Here is an 18,542-nt window from a genome sequence, read left to right as displayed (position 1 = left end):
TTAAAAAAACGCATAAATAAGCACAGTCTACCATTTGTGCATTTTAACATTAAAAATCCACTTTACTTGCTTTAGAGGGGATATTTTTCGTAATTTCGCTGACTATGTCGGCAGTTGAAATTCAAGAAAAAATAGCACAACTCACTCAGGAACTTAATCATTACAACTATCAGTATTATGTCCTGGCCCAGAGTCTTATTTCTGATTATGATTTTGATCAGAAGCTCAAAGAGTTAGAAGCTCTTGAATCGCAATATCCACAGTTTGCCGACCCCAACTCCCCTACGCGTCGTGTAGGAGGAGACATTACATCCAGATTCAATACCGTAAAGCACCGTTGGCCGATGCTTTCTCTTGGCAATACTTACAGCCAGGAAGAGTTGCGGGACTTTGATCAACGGGTACGCAAAATTATCGGTGACGATTTTGAGTATGTATGTGAATTAAAATTTGACGGCCTTTCCATAAGTCTGACCTATAAAGACGGTAAACTCGTACAAGGGGTAACCAGAGGAGACGGAACTCAGGGTGATGAAGTGACTGCCAATGTGAGGACAATCCGCAGCATTCCGCTTACACTCAAAACCAATGATTATCCGGAAGAATTTGAGATCCGCGGAGAGATATTCATGCACAAATCTGCCTTCCTGAGACTGAACAAAGAGCGGGAGGAAAATGGTGATCAGATCTATGCTAATCCCCGTAATTTTGCTGCAGGGACTATCAAACTACAGGATTCTGCAGAAGTAGCAAGAAGACCTTTGGATTGTTTTCTGTATTTCCTCTATATGGACAACCGAAGAAAACATTTCAGCACACACTGGGAAAGTCTTGAAGCGGTCCGCAAATGGGGATTTCATGTCTGTGACCACACCAGATTGTGCAGTAATATAGATGATGTATTTTCTTTTATCAATTACTGGGATACAGAAAGACATAATCTGAGTTATGAAATCGATGGTATAGTTATTAAGGTTAATGATTATGCGCAACAGGAAGAATTAGGCTTTACAGCCAAAAATCCGCGTTGGGCTACATCTTATAAATTTAAAGCAGAGCGTGTAGAGACTATTTTAAAGTCTATCAGCTATCAGGTAGGTCGTACAGGAGCAGTAACACCTGTAGCCAATCTGCAACCTGTGTCACTGGCAGGAACTACCGTAAAGCGTGCCTCTCTTCACAATGCAAATGAAATAGTGCGTCTGGACCTGCACGAACAGGATACAGTTTACGTAGAAAAGGGTGGCGAAATCATTCCTAAAGTCATTGCCGCCAATCTGGAAAAACGTAAGCCGGATGCCCTGCCATTTCATTATCCTACACACTGTCCGGAATGCCAGACCTTACTCGTTCGTGAAGAAGGAGAAGCTGTACATTACTGTCCAAATGAAGATGGATGTCCTCCCCAGATTATAGGTAAGATGCAACATTTTATCGGACGTAAAATGATGGATATCGAAGGCATGGGAAATGAGACCATTGAGACTTTTTTCAAAAAAGGATTGATCCGAAACGTGGTCGATATCTATAGTCTTAAAGAGCATGAAGAGGAACTGCAACAAATGGAACGCTTTGGGCAAAAGTCTATTGACAATATGCTCAAGGGTATAGAAAAATCCAAAGAAAAACCATTTGAGAAAGTACTTTTTGCATTGGGTATCCGTCATGTTGGAGAGACTATCGCAAAAAAACTGGCTTTGTATTTTAAGAATATCGATGCATTGGCGCAGGCTTCTGTAGAAGAAATCGCCTCCGTACAGGATATCGGAGGTCGTATTGCTGAAAGTGTGCATCAATACCTGAATACACCGATACATCAGAATCAGATACAAAAATTAAAAGATTACGGACTGCAGTTTGAGATTGAAGAGAAAGAAGTCATACTTGCCGGCAACGGTCTGGAAGGAAAGACTTTTCTGATCTCCGGCGTATTTGCAGATTTTTCGAGAGAAGAATTAACGGCACTTATCGAAAGTCATGGAGGTAAGATGGTGAGCAGTATATCAGCCAAACTCAATTATCTGGTTGCAGGAGACAAGATGGGACCATCCAAACTTGCGAAAGCAGAAAAATTACAGGTTCCTATTATCAACGAACAGGAACTGCTGGTTCTGATAAACAACTAAACAAAATATATTACAATTAACAATATCCATTAATCAAAAACAACACAATGAACGAGCTTCACGGAGCAGGAGTCGCATTAGTCACTCCGTTTAATGCAGAAGGATCTATTGATTTTGAAGCCCTGGCACAACTGATCGAGCTTCAGATCAATGAAGGTATGAACTATTTGGTTTCTTTAGGAACTACAGGCGAAGTCGCTACACTTTCTAAAGAAGAACGAAAGCGTATCTGGGATTTTACTGCCAAACAGGTGAATGGCCGCGTTCCATTGGTTGCCGGAATTGGTGGAAATCATACTGCAGAAATTGTCACTCAGGTACAGGAATTTGACAACAGTGCTTACTGTGCGATTCTTTCTGTTTCACCATATTACAACAAACCTACTCAAGAGGGTATCTACCAGCATTATAAGGCAATAGCTACCGCTTCAAAACTTCCGGTTATCTTATATAATGTTCCGGGAAGAACAGGCAGCAACATGACAGCTGAAACAACGATTCGCCTGGCAAAGGATTTTGATAATATCGTAGCGATCAAAGAAGCATCCGCGAATTTTGCTCAGTTCAGTGCCATTATGAGAGATAAACCTGAAGGGTTTCTCCTTATCTCGGGAGATGATCCCGCTACACTGCCCATGATGGCACTGGGAGCTGTAGGTATTATTTCGGTAGTCGGAAATGCGTATCCGGCAAAAGTAGCCACCTTATCCAGACTTTGCACAGAGGGTAATTATGCTGATGCAAGACAAATTCATAATGAGTTACTGGAAATTACGGACCTATGCTTTATAGAAGGCAATCCGGCCGGTGTCAAATACATATTACAGCAGAAAGGTATCGGCAGGGATCATGTACGATTACCGCTTGTACCTGTAAGTGTCAGGACTCAACAGGCGATAGAACAGGAAATGAAAACATTAGGATAATCAGAAAGAGGTGAAAAAATTCACCTCTTTTTATTTTATACCCATGTGTTAATTATCAATTATTCTCTTTACTTTTAGTTGTCATTCAGCAGTTAATAACTAAGGATATGGAAGATAATAATACAGCCCCAAGAAAAAAAAGCGGATTTAAAAAATTTTTAATCATTCTCCTTCTCATTTTAATTGCTACTGGAGCCGGATCTGTTTATTACAAGTACTATTTCGTATTTGGTGAAGGGGTCAAGTCCGGAAAATTGAATTTTGCAGTCAAAAAGGGAAATATCTTCAAAACTTATGAAGGCAAACTGATACAGGAGGGAATCGGACAAGGCAAAACGGGAGGACTGGCCAGCTATGAATTTGAATTTTCGATCGAAGATGATTCCGTATTTCATGTACTGGAAATGAATAGTGGTAAATATTTCGACCTTCATTATAAGGAATTTCACGGTGTGATTCCCTGGAGAGGCAACACCGTATATATTGTTGACAAAGTTATCAATATGAGATAGAGAAGATTGTCAGCAAGCCTGTAAACTACGATGGCTCTATATAAGGAATCGGATCTTTAAGCCGGAAAGAAACCTTAACATCCTGATCATTTCTTCGGATGACCATGTTAATTTTTTTTCCTTCATCTTCACTCAGAGAATGTTGTATCTGATCCAAAGACATCATTCCGGTCATTCTTCTGTTGATACTGATTAGCATATCTCCTTTCTTCAGGCCTGCATTTTCTGCAGGAGAACCTTTTCTGACACTGACAATAGAATAGGATGGCTTCAGCACAAATTTATATTGTAAAGCTCCTGTAGATGCTTCATATACAGGCTTGGTACTGGTCAACTGATCATTTTTCACTTCCGACGGAATATTTACTTTTACCCAGTCCTGTACCCAAATCATACCATCATGCTTGACATCTAAGCCACTCATATCTACCAGAAATGGTTTGTTGTAAAATTTATTCTTTCGGATATAAATAGCCTGACTTGTATAATCAAATACGATATTAAAGCGCATCAGCAGCTCATTTCCTACCGAACCTACCCTATCTTTTACGAGTTTGGCAGAACGGACAGCAATACTGTCTGGGAATGAGGATGTAGGAGTCCTGAAGATAAATTTTCCCATCTGAAACTGATGGATACGACTCATCCTGCCATGTATATCTCCGCTAAATCCCCGCCCTATAAATTCTTCTATATTCGGCTCATTCAGTCTGAAATCACGTACGCGCGAAGGAAATACCATAATAGCATCACTGTTGCCCATATCTACCAGCATTTTGGCTTTTATACCCTCCTGCTGTAACGATAACCAGGTATCGATATAAGGTCTGCTGTTTTCCAGTTCTATATCCAGACGTTCATATTTTCTGACTTTTCGTTCAATCTGCTCACTATCCCTGTAAACCGTAAGCTTATGCTTTACAAAATCTACTTCTACAGGATGATCTTTAAAAAAATGACTTCCCAGAATACCGTTTATAGGCACACCAACATAAGCCGAAAAATTAAAATCACTGTTTAATATCACATATACTGTGTGTGCCGTATCGATGAGTTCTCCGCCCACCTCTACAGTATTACCAGTAGCCTGAATAGCTTCTATCCCTTCGTTTTCACCCAATCCGTTAAACTTAAGCTTTTTGGTATTTTTGAAACTCAGCGTATTGTCTTCCAGACTAAACAGGATTGTTTCCTTAACACCGGTATCTACGAGAAATATCAGATCCACCCCATTAATCTTAATAGGAACAAGAGCCAGATTTCTTACGAACTGAAAAGGGATAACGGCTTTTTCTTCATCCTTTATAAATTCAAAATGACCTTGAGCACGTATTGGAAATACATAGCATAAAAATAATATGACGATAAGGTATCTCATATTAGGAATACATATTGGTTATTGTTTCACAATGGTAATTTGATACAAATTACGAGAAAAATACTATTAGTAAAAGTTTTGCAATGAGATATTCCAAAACATATTATTTTTTCGGAAACAGCAGCACCTGTTTCAGGCTGCAGCATAGACAAAAAAATCTGCTGCTATAGCTGCCAAACACATACAGCCGGTGTTTTCACCGGCTGTATGTGTATCTGAATAATCCATATGACTATAGAATACCGTGCAATTTTATATATTGGAGCAGCATAATAGTTTTACCGTCTTTGATTTCGCCATTTGTTATCATATTCATAGCATCTTCAATAGGGTATTCCAGCACTTCGATATTCTCTTCCTCCTGTTCCAGTCCCCCACCCTCTGTGACTTTCATTTCTTTATCATATGCAGCAATAAAAAAATATAAGATCTCAGTTACCGAACCCGGAGACATATATGCTTCAAATACTTTCCGCACATCTTTTATTTGATAACCCGTCTCTTCTTCCGTTTCCCGTCTTATACAATCTTCCGGATTATCCTGATCCAATAACCCCGCACATGTTTCTATAAGCATGCCACTGCTGTTGCCATTGACATAGGTCGGCAATCTGAATTGCCGGGTAAGAATCACTGTTTTTTGCTGTTCATTATAGAGTAAGATAGTAGCTCCGTTGCCCCGGTCGTATGCTTCCCTGCTTTGTATCTGTTTTGTCCCATCTTTTTTGACGTATTCATAGGTAATTTTACGCAGTACATACCAATTGTCTGAAAGGATCTGCGTATCCACAATTTTTATTTTATCAATCATAAGACCTATGCTTTGCCATGTTTAGTATCTCCTTTTCATTTTATGTTATCCAGCAGGGCGTCGAACTCTTCTATATCGTGATAACCAAAAACCTCTACATCCGGATGATGATCCATAAATTCACGTATTTTGTGCAGTGTATCCAACCTCCATTCATTATTATCCGCTCTGGCTTTAGCCAGATCATTGACCGGATGCCCCTTATCTGTCAGCTCTTTTTTCATATAATAAGCATCGCCTATATAAAAGAACCATTTGTCATACTGTCGGAATGCAACTCCGCAGTGTCCCAATGTATGCCCGACCAGGGGAATAAGGTATATATCAATGTCGGATTTAATATTAACTTTCCTGGCTTCCAGTCCAAACCATTTATCCGTAGTTTTGGCATATGTTTGTATCACAGGATGATGATCCAGCATATGTATCAGATAACGTGGATTTCCGCTATTAAAATTGTCATATTCTTCTTTTCCTACGTGTACTGTAGCTGCAGGAAAATCAGCAAGTCCTCCTATATGATCCGGATCCAGATGGGAAATAATGCAATGTGTGACAGGTTTATTCTCCAATCCTAACGCACCAATTTGCCTTACTGCAGTCCAGTCTTCATTAAAGCGGAATCCTGCCATTTCTATCAACTGCTCTCCTATTCTTTCATTGGGATGCTTTGTATCCAAAAGACCAACACCAGTGTCTATAAGAAATAGTTCATGATCCGATTCGATCAATACACAATGTCCTATCACATTGTCATTCACTGCTGTTACTATCTTCAGACAGTTGATATGGTGTATTTTTGTCATGAGGATGGCGACTATTTAGTTTCAAATAAAGGAAGGATATGCTTCCAATCCAGTTTTGCAGCAAAATCAAGAGCTGTATATCCCTGGTTTGTTTTGGCTTCTTTATCCATTCCGGCAGCTAAAAGCACTTCCACAGACGTCTTGTTTCCGGCAATGGTTTCCCTGTGCAACAGCGTATATCCTTCTTCGTCTGCCTGGGTAAGTTCATCCGGATTATCTTTTATAAATTCGATAAGTTTTTCTTTCATATTCTTACTCATAGGATGCTCTTCCAGATTTTCGGGATGCTCTTTTTGCTGATTAACGAGTAATGTTTCGCTGTAATCACCAAAGTCCAGTCCCCATGCTTTGTCATGCTCTTTGCGTTCCTGAGCAGACATATCGGAGCGCATAGCCTGAATTGTAAATCCGCCATATGCCCTTGGTAAAGGATTTCCTGAAAAAAGCTTGGAAAAACCTTTTGGTTTGCTTTCCGGTATCGCAAATAACCAGTCACTGATCTGTTCTAAAGGAATTTCTACAAAATCGCCATTTGCAATATTTGTCAATGCATTGGGACTATTAACCAAGATCCCTCTTATATTAATTCCGTCAAAATCGACTTCATTGATCCACATATGCTCCACCAGTGGATCTTCCTGATCTGCCTGCCGCTGTGAAAAAGCGACCTTTACACAAGCAACAGTCAAAGCAGGGATAATTCGTCTGTTTTCCCAGGACCATTCCCGCCAAAAGTATTTAAATGTCTGTTGTGCATTTTTAAAAGCATCCATCATCTTCGGACTGTCTCCCGGCGCAAAAAATATTTCGTTACTTGCCATTATTACTGTTTTTGTCTGTTATTTATATTACTTCGGATCACTAATTACAGAGCTGAAGTTATTTACACATGGTATACATCAACGCTGTAAAGGATACGAATTTCGTTTACTTAAAATATACGGGAAGATCTGAGGTGTTGAAACGCTGTGCTCAGGCAGCTAATGATATCAGATGCAATCAGGCTTTCTTCTCCCCATTCCTTTCGTGCGGCATCGCCCGCTGCGCCGTGAAGATATACAGCCAGTATAGCCGCATCTGCTGCAGCATACCCCTGTGCCAGTAAAGAAGTGATAATTCCGGTCAATACATCGCCACTACCTCCGGTTGCCATACCTGCGTTTCCTGTAGAATTAAAGTACAACTTCCCATCCGGCAATACGGTCATCGTGTTAGCCCCCTTAACAATGATAATCACCTGATGCTGGGATGTAAAATTTTGGACCTTTTCTATCTTTTCCATATCATCCGTCCATTCTCCGATCAGTCTTTTCAATTCTTTTGGATGCGGTGTAAGAATCGTATTTGCGGGAAGATTTGCCATCAAATCCTGTCGTGTAGCCAACAGGTTCAATGCATCTGCATCAAGTACAAGTCGGGTATCTGAAGCAAGAGATCGCATCAATTTCACAAATGCAGTTCCCGTAGGTCCCTCCTGTCCCATTCCTATACCTACTCCTATAGCAGTATAAGGTTTGATAGCAGGATAATTGGCGATATAATTATTATTTGAATCGGTCAGCACCATTATTTCAGGAACGGAAGCCTGAACAGGCGTATATCCGCAGCCCGGTATATACACAGTAACAAGACCACAACCGGATCTGGCAGCAGCAGTAGCACTCAGCCTGACCGCTCCTATCTTACCGTAGCTTCCGCCGATCAATAAAGCATGTCCGAAAGTGCCCTTATGTGCAAATCGATTGCGGGCTTTCAACTTTGCGGATGCCCATTGTTCAGTCACATAATAATGATCCACATGTTGTTGCCGGATCCCAGCCGGATCCAGCCGGATATCAATCACTTCATATTTATCTACCCATTCCTGATGCTGAGGAAGCAACATAGCCAGCTTAGGACTATGAAATGTATATATCTTGGTTGCCTTTACTACAATTGCATCAGCGGTATTGATCACATCTGCCTGCAATCCAGAAGGAAGATCTGCCGACAGGATATAATTAGGATGATTGTTAATACTTTCAATCAACGCACGATAGCTCTCATCAAGGGGTCTGGACAAGCCTGCACCGAAAAGACAATCCAGAATAATGGCGTCTTTATTAATTTCAGGAGGTTGCCCTGCCTCAAAGGATTTAATAAAATCGGGGTGAACTTTTCTCTGATTCTGAAGGTTATCATCGCTGTAACGGGAGGCGTTCAGAAGATATATCTGCACTGCAGCCCCTTTCTCCTGCAGCATGCGGGCAACGGCAAGTCCGTCACCTCCGTTATTTCCGGAGCCACACAGCACCGCAAAGGAATAACCGGAAATATCCTTCAGGTCCCGTTCTATTGCCAGCGTCAGTGCAAAGGAAGCTCTTTCCATCAGTTCCAATGAAGAAATATGCTGCGCAGCAATCGTCAACTGGTCGGCTGCCTTTAACTGGATCGCATTCAGTATTTTCATTTTAACAACCTTTGAATACATCAGCAGGTTGATGCTGATGTATCGTTATTTAATTTGTCAAATAGCTGGTCTTGACAGTGATATTTGCTGTTTTACTTCTGGAAGTCGTATTGAAAGCGCCTCCGTAAGAGTACTCTTCGTTATCATTTTGTCCGGTGATCTGAAAGATCCCAAGGTCTGCTTTTACTAAATCACCCAAACTTGAACCGGCTTCTTTAGCAATATTACCGGCACGCAGATGTGCATTACTGGAGGCTTGAGAAATTAACTCCAGTTTCAGATCTTCCAGCTTGGAGTAATAGTAACTCGGTGTATTGGAACTAAGCTCCAGACCCTGAGAGATTAGTGTTGAAATCTCTCGGGAGGCAGCATCTACCTTGTCCAGATCCCGGGATTCAATGCTTACATTCTGCGAAAGGCTGTACCCTGAAAAAGTGCTGTAACTATTTCCGTTACCGTCATTGGTATAATTGAAATCTTTGGTAATGCTGACAGCATTAAACCGGATCTCATTTGATTTGATCCCTTGTTTAATAAGAAAGTCCCGTACAAGATCCCTGTCTCTTTTAAGCTGTTCCGAAGCTTCACTAAGCTCCATAGACTTCCGACTGTACACAGCCGTCCATTTTACCAGATCAGACTCAAAGTCTTTCTTTGCATTTCCTGTGACATTAATCGTATTGGAACTTTTGAATTTATAACGATAGGCTCCTCCGAGTACGGATCCAAAAATAATAAAGGAAAGACCTGCGATAACCGCAATAACTACAGCATTAGACTTCATAACGTATCAAATAATTATAATTTAACTACATTGTTGCAAATAAACTACCCTAAATATAGCATTTATTAACTATTATTGGCATTTATAACAAAATTTTAACACTACCTGAAAATGAAAGTCAGATTTTGTCTTTTCACAGCACTAGCTCTTACTTCAAGTGCATTTGCGCAGAAAAAACCAGTCGACCATACGGTCTATGACAACTGGAAAAGTATCAGCTCTGCGAATATCAGCCCTTCCGGATCGTATATCTTCTACAGTATAACACCGCAGGAAGGCAATAGTTTATTTGTTCTCAAGAATAATGAGAATAAGGAAATCATTACACTTCCAAGAGGATATAACAGTCAGCTCACTAAAGATGAAGGTTATTTTGTATCACTGATCAAGCCGACTTTTGAAGAAACACGCCAGGCCAAGATCAAAAAGAAGAAAGCAGAGGAAATGCCCAAAGATTCTCTTTTTGTATATGCTGTAAAAACCGGAAATCAATATAAATTTCCAAATGTAAAATCTTATCAGGTTCCGAAGGAAATAGCCACATATATGGCATTTGTCTCTGATGTAAAATCAAAACCTTCACAAGACACAACACAAAAGAAAAAAGAAAAGGAAAAAACAATTACCACATTGCATTTATTTAATCTGCAAACGGGCGATACCACCAATTTTGCACAGGTGGATCAGTATAAAATAAATGAGGCGGGAACAAAATTGATTTTTTCAACTAAAGTAGAGGATAAGGATTCCCTTTCAAAAGTTCCGGGTGTATATCTTTACGATCTTCCGGCTAAGAAATTAACTAAGATTACGAACAGAAAAGGAGCTTTCAAAAATTTTGAGTTTGATAAATCCAGCAATCAGATCGCCTATCTGGGTGATCTTTCTAAAGCAAAATCGCTGTTAAAGGATTTCAATCTGTTCTATTTCAAATCCGGCCAGGATTCGGCGACTGTAATCGCTGCTAAAAACAGCGCCAATATACCTCAGAACTGGTATGTTAGTGGAGACGGAAATATTCAGTTTAGCGATAACGGTGAAAAATTATTTTTCGGTCTTGCTCCTGTTCCCCGTACACGCGATACGACACTGGTAGACTTTGAACATGCTAAAGTTGATATCTGGAGCTGGCAGGATGATTATCTGCAAACACAACAATTAGTTAACCTGAAAAGAGATCTGGCTAAAAACTATCTGGCCGTTATCTATCCTGCTCAGGGCAACCGTATCTTACCGCTTGTCGATGATACGTTTTCCAGAACTTATCTGAGTGACAGCAAAAATGCAGAATGGATTCTGGCTACTTCAGATTATGGCAGAAGAATAGCTTACCAATGGAATACGTCAATAAAACAGGATCTGTATGTTATATCTACCTTAAACGGTCAAAAGAAAAAAGTAATTGAAAACTTTTCCGGTCATGCGGATATTTCCCCTGACGGCACACATATTGTTTATTTCAATCTGGACAACAGCAACTGGTACAGTTTTAATATTGCCAGCGGGCAGACCATACACTTAAATAAAGATCTTCCGGTCAACTTTTCTGACGAAGACAATGATATGCCTGCACAGGCTGGCTCTTACGGAATCGCTGGATGGTCTACAGACGGAAAATCGGTATTTATAAATGATAAATATGACATCTGGAATTTTGCATTAGACGGAAAAGACAAGTCTATTGCAACAAACGGACTTGGTCGCGCGTCAAATACGGTATTACGTTATCTGGACCTTTCCCGTGAAGAAGATCGCAAATCTACACTGATAGCGAATAACACCAGTTATCTGGTAACGGCTTTCAATGAAGTGAGTAAAGAAAGCGGTATCTATGAAGTTTCCAATAAGAAAAACAAAAATCCGGAAAAGATTATCATGGCGCCTTACACCTTCAGAAGATACAGCGCTTCGGACAACAAAAAGGCGATCATCTATACAAAAGAGGATTACCAAGATAGCCCGGATCTGTATCTGACATCGGATTTTGTAAAAGAAACCCCACTAACATATATCAATCCTCAACAGGAACAATACAACTGGGGAACTGCAGAACTGGTACACTGGAAGACACCTAACGGATATGCTGCTGAGGGTATTCTCTATAAACCGGAAGACTTTGATCCGAACAAGAAGTATCCTATCATCGCTTATTTTTACGAAAAGCTATCCGATGGTCTTTACACCTATCAGGCGCCTGCACCTACTCCATCCCGTCTGAATATTTCTTATTTCGTAAGTAACGGTTATCTGGTCTTTGCTCCTGACATTCGCTATGAAATCGGCAGCCCAGGCAAATCGGCTGAAGAATATATCAATTCCGGCATGCGATATCTGGCTCAAAATTCATGGGTAGATTCTACTAAAATGGGTATACAGGGACAAAGCTGGGGCGGATACCAGGTGGCTCACCTGATTACCCGAACAAATATGTATGCTGCAGCATGGACCGGAGCACCGGTAGTCAATATGACATCGGCCTACGGTGGCATACGCTGGCAGACCGGTATGTCTCGTCAGTTTCAGTATGAAAAAACGCAAAGCCGCTTAGGAAAGACACTTTGGGAAGGACTGGATACTTATCTGGAAAACTCTCCTTTATTCCAGTTAGATAAAGTAAACACACCTGTAGTGATTATGGCGAATGACAATGATGGCGCTGTGCCATGGTACCAGGGAATTGAAATGTTTACCGCATTAAGACGATTACAAAAACCTGTATGGATGCTCAATTATAATGGTGAAGAGCATAATCTTATCCAACGTCAGAACCGTAAGGATATACAGATACGTGAAGCACAGTTTTTTGATCACTTTCTGAAAGGAAAACCTGCTCCAAACTGGATTTCCAAAGGTGTGCCTGCAATAAACAAAGGAATAGATTGGGGATTTGACACAAATTAATAATGAAGTAAAGTCAATCTACACAAGTTGATACATTAAAAACCCCGGATTCTTGAAGAATCCGGGGTTTTTAATGTAATAGTTCCAACCTATCTACTGATTCAGGCGGAAGAGTTTATTTATCCAAAATTTGATTTTATGAAGTTCTTCTATGTAGATTTTAATAGAAAATCAGCATAAAAATCCGGGATACTACTTTCTGCAATAGCTTCTGCTACTTCTGCTATCGGATAGTCCACTTTTATAATTTCGGTTTCTAACGCCTCTTCAGTAAGCGTAATAACTGCATACGTAGCTTTACGATCGTTCTCCTTTGAACGACCTACAGAACCACAGTTCAACGCTGTACTGACATTTCCTGAAGGAAGCGTAACCTTACGCCGGTACGATAAATGTGTATGTCCCATTGCCAGCAGGTCTGCATCGGACTGTGACAGCATCTCGATGAGATCTGCCTCCTCATGATCTTCATATACATATTCATCATTGCTTCGGGTACTGGCATGCACCAGCTGGATATTCCACTGTTTTGCTCCGACTTTATACATCAGTCTGAGTTGATACGGAAGTTGAGCGAGAAATTCTTTATGAGCCGAAGTAATTGTTGCCTTAGAGTGATTGATCGCTAAATACCTTACGGCAGTCTCTTCTTCACTGTGGTGAGGCAAAGGTCTTATCTCCTGATCAAAAGCAATTCGCTCATCATGATTTCCCAGAAGACAGGGAATACCCAGAGATTTAATCTGATCGATTACTTCATTTCCCCAGGGAGCAAAATCAATCAGATCGCCAAGACAATAAATCTGACTGATAGCCCTCAGTCTGATATCTTCCAATACAGATTGTAATGCAGGCAGATTTCCATGTATATCACTGATGATGGCTAATCTGATCATTGGGCAAGTCCGTCATTTATGGCATCCCACAGCGCAATTCTCTTTTTCAGAGCTGCTTTTGCTGTATTTTTGATTTCCTGCCATTTTGTATCATCTTCTCCGGCCAGTTCAGTAATCATCTGCATAGCCAAAGGGCCATGCTCATCACCGTCCAGAGATATATGCCTGTCAAAGTAATAAATCAGTTTACTGAGATCAACCTCAGGTGAGTTATTCTGTATATTGCTAAGCATGGAGGTAAACATGCCCGGTATCAGATCTTCTCTGCCAAATGTAAATGCAGAAGCAATCTCATGTGCGCCGCCTTTTGCTATTGTATCGAAAGTAAAATTCAGAAAATCCTTTATGCGTATATCCAGCTTACTTGAATCAATTGCTGTCTGTATATTCTCCCCATTCCTGAGGCTGTTAATAAAATCCAGCATAGCCTGCGGATCTGCTCCTATAGTAAGCATAGCGTCGAGGTACATTTCAAAATGGCTTAGACGGGAACCATCTATATATTCATCCGATTCTTCAGCGAGTACAATCTCATTGATCAGATATCGGGTATTGGGATATGCGGAAGCAAACCAGGGAACCTGTGTACAGGTTAATTTTACCTGAAGCGCTTTCAATAAGGACATAAAATCCCATACAGCATATACGTGTACTTCTGTAAAATGCTTTAATGATTCCAGATCATTTAGCTTTTCATATAACGGGTGCTTTAGTAAAACATCTCTTTCTGCCTGAATGTAATCTTGTACTTCCTGTATTCTATCCATCCTTTTATAATATTAAAAAATCGGATCAAAAGTACAAAAGAATATCTTTTGGTCTGTCTGATCAATATCATGAAAACAAATAGCTTTATGACAAAAAATAAAAGTACAGAAAACACAAATAGCAGTTTTTTTACTAAAACATATCTTTTCTATTTGCCTTTTACATAATACTCCATCAAAATCAGATTTTTTTATTACACAACAGGCAGCATTAACAAAACAATAAGAAATCAATAAAAAACTGTAAATTCCTGAATTTTGCAAACAAAATACAATAAGAACAGCCCTAAAGGCAATAAAAATCATAAACAAAAACACAAAAAGCTAAAAATTCACAACAAAATCACAGAATAATTCAAATTATTTTAAAAAAATATTTTTATTTTTACCAAAACACCATATTTTTACAACATTATTAGAGGATCAATATGATTTTTTAATTAAAAAAAAGAAATTTCAACACTAATTCTAAATGTCAGACTTAAGATTCCAGGCCGTAGAAGCAGCAGGTGGCAGACCTAAGACCTCTACACAACCATTGGCATTGCAAAAAGCAACAGCCCTTTATGGTAAAAATGTTTTTACCATCTCTAAAATGAAGGATTTTCTACCAAAAAACTCTTACAAGCAGTTGGTAGAGATCATTGAAGAGGGAACAACGATTGACCGTGACTTGGCAGAACACATCTCCCAGGCAATGAAATCCTGGGCAATTGCCAATGGAGCTTCACACTACACGCACTGGTTTCAACCATTAACAGGTTCTACAGCTGAAAAACACGATGCTTTCTTTGAGCCGGACAGTGATGGTGGCGCAATTGAAAAGTTTACTGCTGATGCATTAGTTCAACAAGAGCCGGATGCTTCCAGCTTCCCTAACGGAGGTATTCGTAATACCTTTGAAGCCAGAGGTTATACCGCATGGGATCCGACTTCCCCTGCATTTATTTTCGAAACAGGTGGTGGCAAGACCTTATGTATCCCTACCGTTTTTGTATCCTATACAGGTGAGTCTTTAGATTATAAAGCACCTTTGCTGAAAGCAATCAATTCTATTGATAAAGCTGCTGTAGAAGTAGCTCAGTACTTTGATAAAGCTGTCACTAAAGTTACTCCATCTCTGGGTATCGAGCAGGAATATTTCCTTGTAGACCTTGCCTTATACAATGCAAGACCTGACTTACAGCTTACAGGCCGTACATTATTCGGACATATTTCTGCAAAAGGTCAGCAGTTAGAAGATCATTATTTTGGAGCTATCCCTGAGCGTGTACTTGCGTTTATGGTAGATCTTGAAAATGAATCTCTGAAACTGGGTATTCCTTTGAAAACAAGACACAACGAAGTTGCGCCTTCGCAATTTGAGTGTGCTCCGATGTTTGAAGAGATTAACTTAGCTATCGACCACAATCAATTGTTGCAAAACGTAATGGACCAGGTAGCCTTACGCCACAGTTTCAAAGTGTTACTACATGAGAAACCTTATAGTGGTGTTAACGGATCAGGAAAACACAATAACTGGTCTCTGATCACAAATACAGGTGTCAACTTATTGTCTCCGGGCAAAACACCAAAAAACAACCTGATGTTCCTGACTTTCTTCGTAAATACGATCAAAGCTGTTCATGAGCATGCAGATTTGTTACGTGCATCTATCGCAAGTGCGAGCAATGATCACCGTCTGGGTGCCAATGAAGCACCACCTGCAATTATTTCTATCTTCCTGGGTTCTCAACTGGATGAATTACTGGAAGAAGTTGAATCTGCACGTGTAGCTAAAAAAGTAAAAGCTGAAGCAAACTTATGGCATGGTATTCCTAAAATCCCAGAATTGAGATTGGATAATACAGATCGTAACCGTACTTCTCCTTTCGCCTTTACAGGTAATAAATTTGAATTCCGTGCAGTAGGTTCATCTGCGAACTCAGCATTGCCAATGACAGTATTGAATGCAATTGTAGCAAATCAACTGGCTGAATTTAAAATCGAAGTAGACAAACAAATTAAAAAAGGCACGAAAAAAGATCTTGCGATTCTTAATGTTGTCCGCAAATACATCAAAGAATCAAAAGCTATCCGTTTTGAAGGTAATGGTTACAGTGATGAGTGGGAACAAGAAGCTGCAGCAAGAGGATTGTCTAATATCAAGTCTACTCCAAAAGCATTGGATATCTACACGAAAGAAAGTTCTCTTGATCTCTTCGAAAAAATGGGTATCTACAGCCACCGTGAAAGTGAAGCACGTCACGAGATTTTGTTGGAGAACTTCTACAAGAAACTTCAGATCGAAGCGCGTGTTATCGGTGAGATCGTAAGTAGTCTGATCGCTCCAGCAGCATTCACCTACCAGAATGACCTGATCACGAATGTGAAAGGATTAAAAGATCTGGGTCTTCCAAAAGAAGCATACAGTTCTCAGCTGAACCTGATCGAACGGATCTCTAAACACGCTAACACAATTCTTGAAGAAGCTGAAGCTATGCGTCAGGAACGTAAAAAAGCAAATGCTCTGGAAGATGTACGTGAGCGTTCTATTGCTTATGACGAATTGGTAAAACCATATTTCGATCAGATCCGTTACCATGTTAACAAACTGGAGCAAATCGTAGATGACAGTAAATGGCCTTTACCGAAATTGAGAGAGTTACTTTTCATTCGCTAAGTAGAAATTGTTTTCTTAAAAAAGGAAAGGCTGTATCAAAAGTCTGTTTCAGATACTTGATACGCATTAAATAAACAAAATCCCGGATTCTTAATGAATCCGGGATTTTTTTCGTCTGGCGCATGTATACTCATTTTTTTCTGATGTACTTTAGTGAATAGTATTAAAGCTTCTCTGCCCTACGGGCATCTCTCTTTAGAAAGGAGAGAATAGCAACAGCAGTAGTAGCACAGACACAAGTACAACCCTCTAACTCTATCACTTCTTAACTTTATCTACTTTATAAACCCTATTAACTTTTACAATCAATCTCTCTGCCCTTCGGGCATCTCTCCTTGGAAAGGAGAGAATAGCAGCAACAGTAGTAGCACAGACACAAGTACAACCCTCTAACTCTATCACTTCTTAACTTTATCTACTTTATAAACCCTATTAACTTTTACAATCAACCTCTCTGCCTACGGGCATCTCTCCTTGGAAAGGAGAGAATTAACCAGGATCAACCGTTTCTCCTTTCCAAGGAGAGAAAATTAGCTTCGCTAAATATTTAATCTGCTGTTCTGAACAGGCCAATCAGTTTTTTGCTGCCTGTCACAAGGGCAACTACCAGAAGTCCGGCTATCAGTCCGATTGTCACTTCTTTTACTATGGAAGGAATATTAGGAGCAATATGATGTAAATAATCGATATTGTGAACAAAGATACCACCCGATACCAGTATCAAAGCGACAGTTCCCACTACCGCTAGGCATTTGATAATAATCGGAAGTGAACTTACCAATAAGTGCCCTAGTTTAGATAACAAACCTTTATCATCTGAATGTTTTATCAGTTTATAACCCGCATCATCCATTCTGACAATTAAAGCCACAATCCCGTACACACCGATAGTAGCGACAAGAGCCACCACAGAAACAGTTATAATCTGTAAGGTAAGGCTCTTATCCAACACTGTACCCAGGGCTATTATGACAATCTCTACAGAAAGAATAAAATCAGTCGTAACAGCAGATTTTATTTTAGTTTTTTCGACTTCACTATCATTTTCCTTTCTTTCCGCTATAACTTCATGCCCTTTTTTCGAACGGTGAAAGAAGTATTCAATAATTTTTTCTACACCCTCGTAGGCCAGATAAAAACCTCCTAAAACAAGTATAAACTTAATGGCTATCGGAAAAAATACATTTAAAAGCAAAGCAATAGGAACTATGATAAGCTTATTAATTAAAGATCCTTTTGTAATCGCCCATAATACGGGTAGTTCGCGTGAGGAAAGAAATCCTGTCGCTTTTTCTGCATTGACGGCCAGATCATCGCCAAGTATTCCTGCTGTTTTTTGTGTGGCTATTTTACTCGTAACTGCTACATCGTCCATTAAAGCAGCTATATCATCCAAAATCGCAAAAAAACCTGATGCCATGTGTTATATTTTATTTGTACGGGTATAAAAATATAAATTAAATTCATACATCCGGTAATCTGTTTTTTCTTTCTGAATATAAAAATATGGACCTACCATTTCCT

14 protein-coding genes are annotated in these 18,542 nt (G+C 39.8%); 5 read left to right on the top strand and 9 right to left on the bottom strand.

Annotated elements, in window-relative coordinates; translation table 11 throughout:
* Positions 1–104 precede the first annotated feature (104 nt).
* From ligA to I6J03_RS16795, 3 genes are all read left to right on the top strand, one after another.
* Entirely contained in the window at positions 105–2,126 is a 2,022-nt protein-coding gene (gene ligA / locus I6J03_RS16805) for an NAD-dependent DNA ligase LigA (RefSeq protein ID WP_003003937.1), read from the top strand.
* 47 nt (positions 2,127–2,173) lie between these two features.
* Positions 2,174–3,052, top strand: coding sequence for a 4-hydroxy-tetrahydrodipicolinate synthase (dapA, locus tag I6J03_RS16800; protein WP_003003940.1), 879 nt, complete (start codon positions 2,174–2,176; stop codon positions 3,050–3,052).
* A gap of 107 nt (positions 3,053–3,159) precedes the next feature.
* Positions 3,160–3,564 carry a hypothetical protein gene (locus tag I6J03_RS16795; RefSeq protein WP_003003942.1) on the top strand — a complete coding sequence of 135 codons (405 nt, stop codon included), beginning with the start codon at positions 3,160–3,162 and terminating at the stop codon, positions 3,562–3,564.
* 25 nt (positions 3,565–3,589) lie between these two features.
* Here I6J03_RS16795 and I6J03_RS16790 read toward each other — a convergent pair whose 3' ends face one another.
* The 6 genes from I6J03_RS16790 to I6J03_RS16765 form a co-directional block, all read right to left on the bottom strand.
* Positions 3,590–4,942: a PDZ domain-containing protein gene (locus tag I6J03_RS16790; protein ID WP_201693842.1), complete on the bottom strand. Its 1,353-nt coding sequence runs from the start codon at positions 4,940–4,942 to the stop codon at positions 3,590–3,592.
* Positions 4,943–5,174: 232 nt separating this feature from the next.
* Complete coding sequence (gene nudK / locus I6J03_RS16785; protein WP_003003946.1) at positions 5,175–5,753, bottom strand: GDP-mannose pyrophosphatase NudK; 579 nt, start codon at positions 5,751–5,753, stop codon at positions 5,175–5,177.
* A gap of 35 nt (positions 5,754–5,788) precedes the next feature.
* Positions 5,789–6,559: an MBL fold metallo-hydrolase gene (locus I6J03_RS16780; RefSeq protein WP_003003948.1), complete on the bottom strand. Its 771-nt coding sequence runs from the start codon at positions 6,557–6,559 to the stop codon at positions 5,789–5,791.
* An 11-nt stretch (positions 6,560–6,570) separates the two neighbouring features.
* On the bottom strand, positions 6,571–7,380 hold the full coding sequence (locus tag I6J03_RS16775) for a DUF2314 domain-containing protein (protein ID WP_003003949.1): 810 nt from the start codon (positions 7,378–7,380) through the stop codon (positions 6,571–6,573).
* 110 nt (positions 7,381–7,490) lie between these two features.
* Positions 7,491–9,008, bottom strand: coding sequence for an NAD(P)H-hydrate dehydratase (locus tag I6J03_RS16770; protein ID WP_232279622.1), 1,518 nt, complete (start codon positions 9,006–9,008; stop codon positions 7,491–7,493).
* A gap of 49 nt (positions 9,009–9,057) precedes the next feature.
* Positions 9,058–9,792: an SIMPL domain-containing protein gene (locus I6J03_RS16765; RefSeq protein WP_003003952.1), complete on the bottom strand. Its 735-nt coding sequence runs from the start codon at positions 9,790–9,792 to the stop codon at positions 9,058–9,060.
* A 111-nt stretch (positions 9,793–9,903) separates the two neighbouring features.
* On the opposite strand from I6J03_RS16765, the gene I6J03_RS16760 reads away from it, so the two are divergent.
* A complete protein-coding gene (locus tag I6J03_RS16760) occupies positions 9,904–12,693 on the top strand; it encodes a S9 family peptidase (RefSeq protein ID WP_003003954.1) in 2,790 nt (929 codons plus the stop codon).
* A 149-nt stretch (positions 12,694–12,842) separates the two neighbouring features.
* Here the strand turns inward: I6J03_RS16760 and I6J03_RS16755 are convergent, their stop codons facing one another.
* Together I6J03_RS16755 and I6J03_RS16750 are read right to left on the bottom strand one after the other, a co-directional pair.
* Positions 12,843–13,589, bottom strand: coding sequence for a metallophosphoesterase family protein (locus I6J03_RS16755; protein ID WP_003003955.1), 747 nt, complete (start codon positions 13,587–13,589; stop codon positions 12,843–12,845).
* Positions 13,586–14,356, bottom strand: a complete 771-nt coding sequence (locus I6J03_RS16750; RefSeq protein WP_003003957.1) for a DUF3050 domain-containing protein — start codon at positions 14,354–14,356, stop codon at positions 13,586–13,588. Before I6J03_RS16750 ends, I6J03_RS16755 begins: the two co-directional genes overlap by 4 nt.
* A gap of 472 nt (positions 14,357–14,828) precedes the next feature.
* Here I6J03_RS16750 and I6J03_RS16745 point away from each other — a divergent pair, with 472 nt between their 5' ends.
* Positions 14,829–17,018: a glutamine synthetase III family protein gene (locus I6J03_RS16745; RefSeq protein WP_003003961.1), complete on the top strand. Its 2,190-nt coding sequence runs from the start codon at positions 14,829–14,831 to the stop codon at positions 17,016–17,018.
* A 547-nt stretch (positions 17,019–17,565) separates the two neighbouring features.
* On the opposite strand, the gene I6J03_RS16740 is transcribed toward I6J03_RS16745, so the two are convergent.
* Positions 17,566–18,438, bottom strand: a complete 873-nt coding sequence (locus tag I6J03_RS16740) for a DUF808 domain-containing protein (protein ID WP_003003965.1) — start codon at positions 18,436–18,438, stop codon at positions 17,566–17,568.
* Between the last annotated feature and the right edge of the window lie 104 nt (positions 18,439–18,542).

The sequence above is a fragment of the Sphingobacterium spiritivorum genome (assembly GCF_016724845.1).
GTDB classification, from domain to species: domain Bacteria; phylum Bacteroidota; class Bacteroidia; order Sphingobacteriales; family Sphingobacteriaceae; genus Sphingobacterium; species Sphingobacterium spiritivorum_A.
This window is presented reverse-complemented; position numbering and strand designations above follow the sequence as displayed.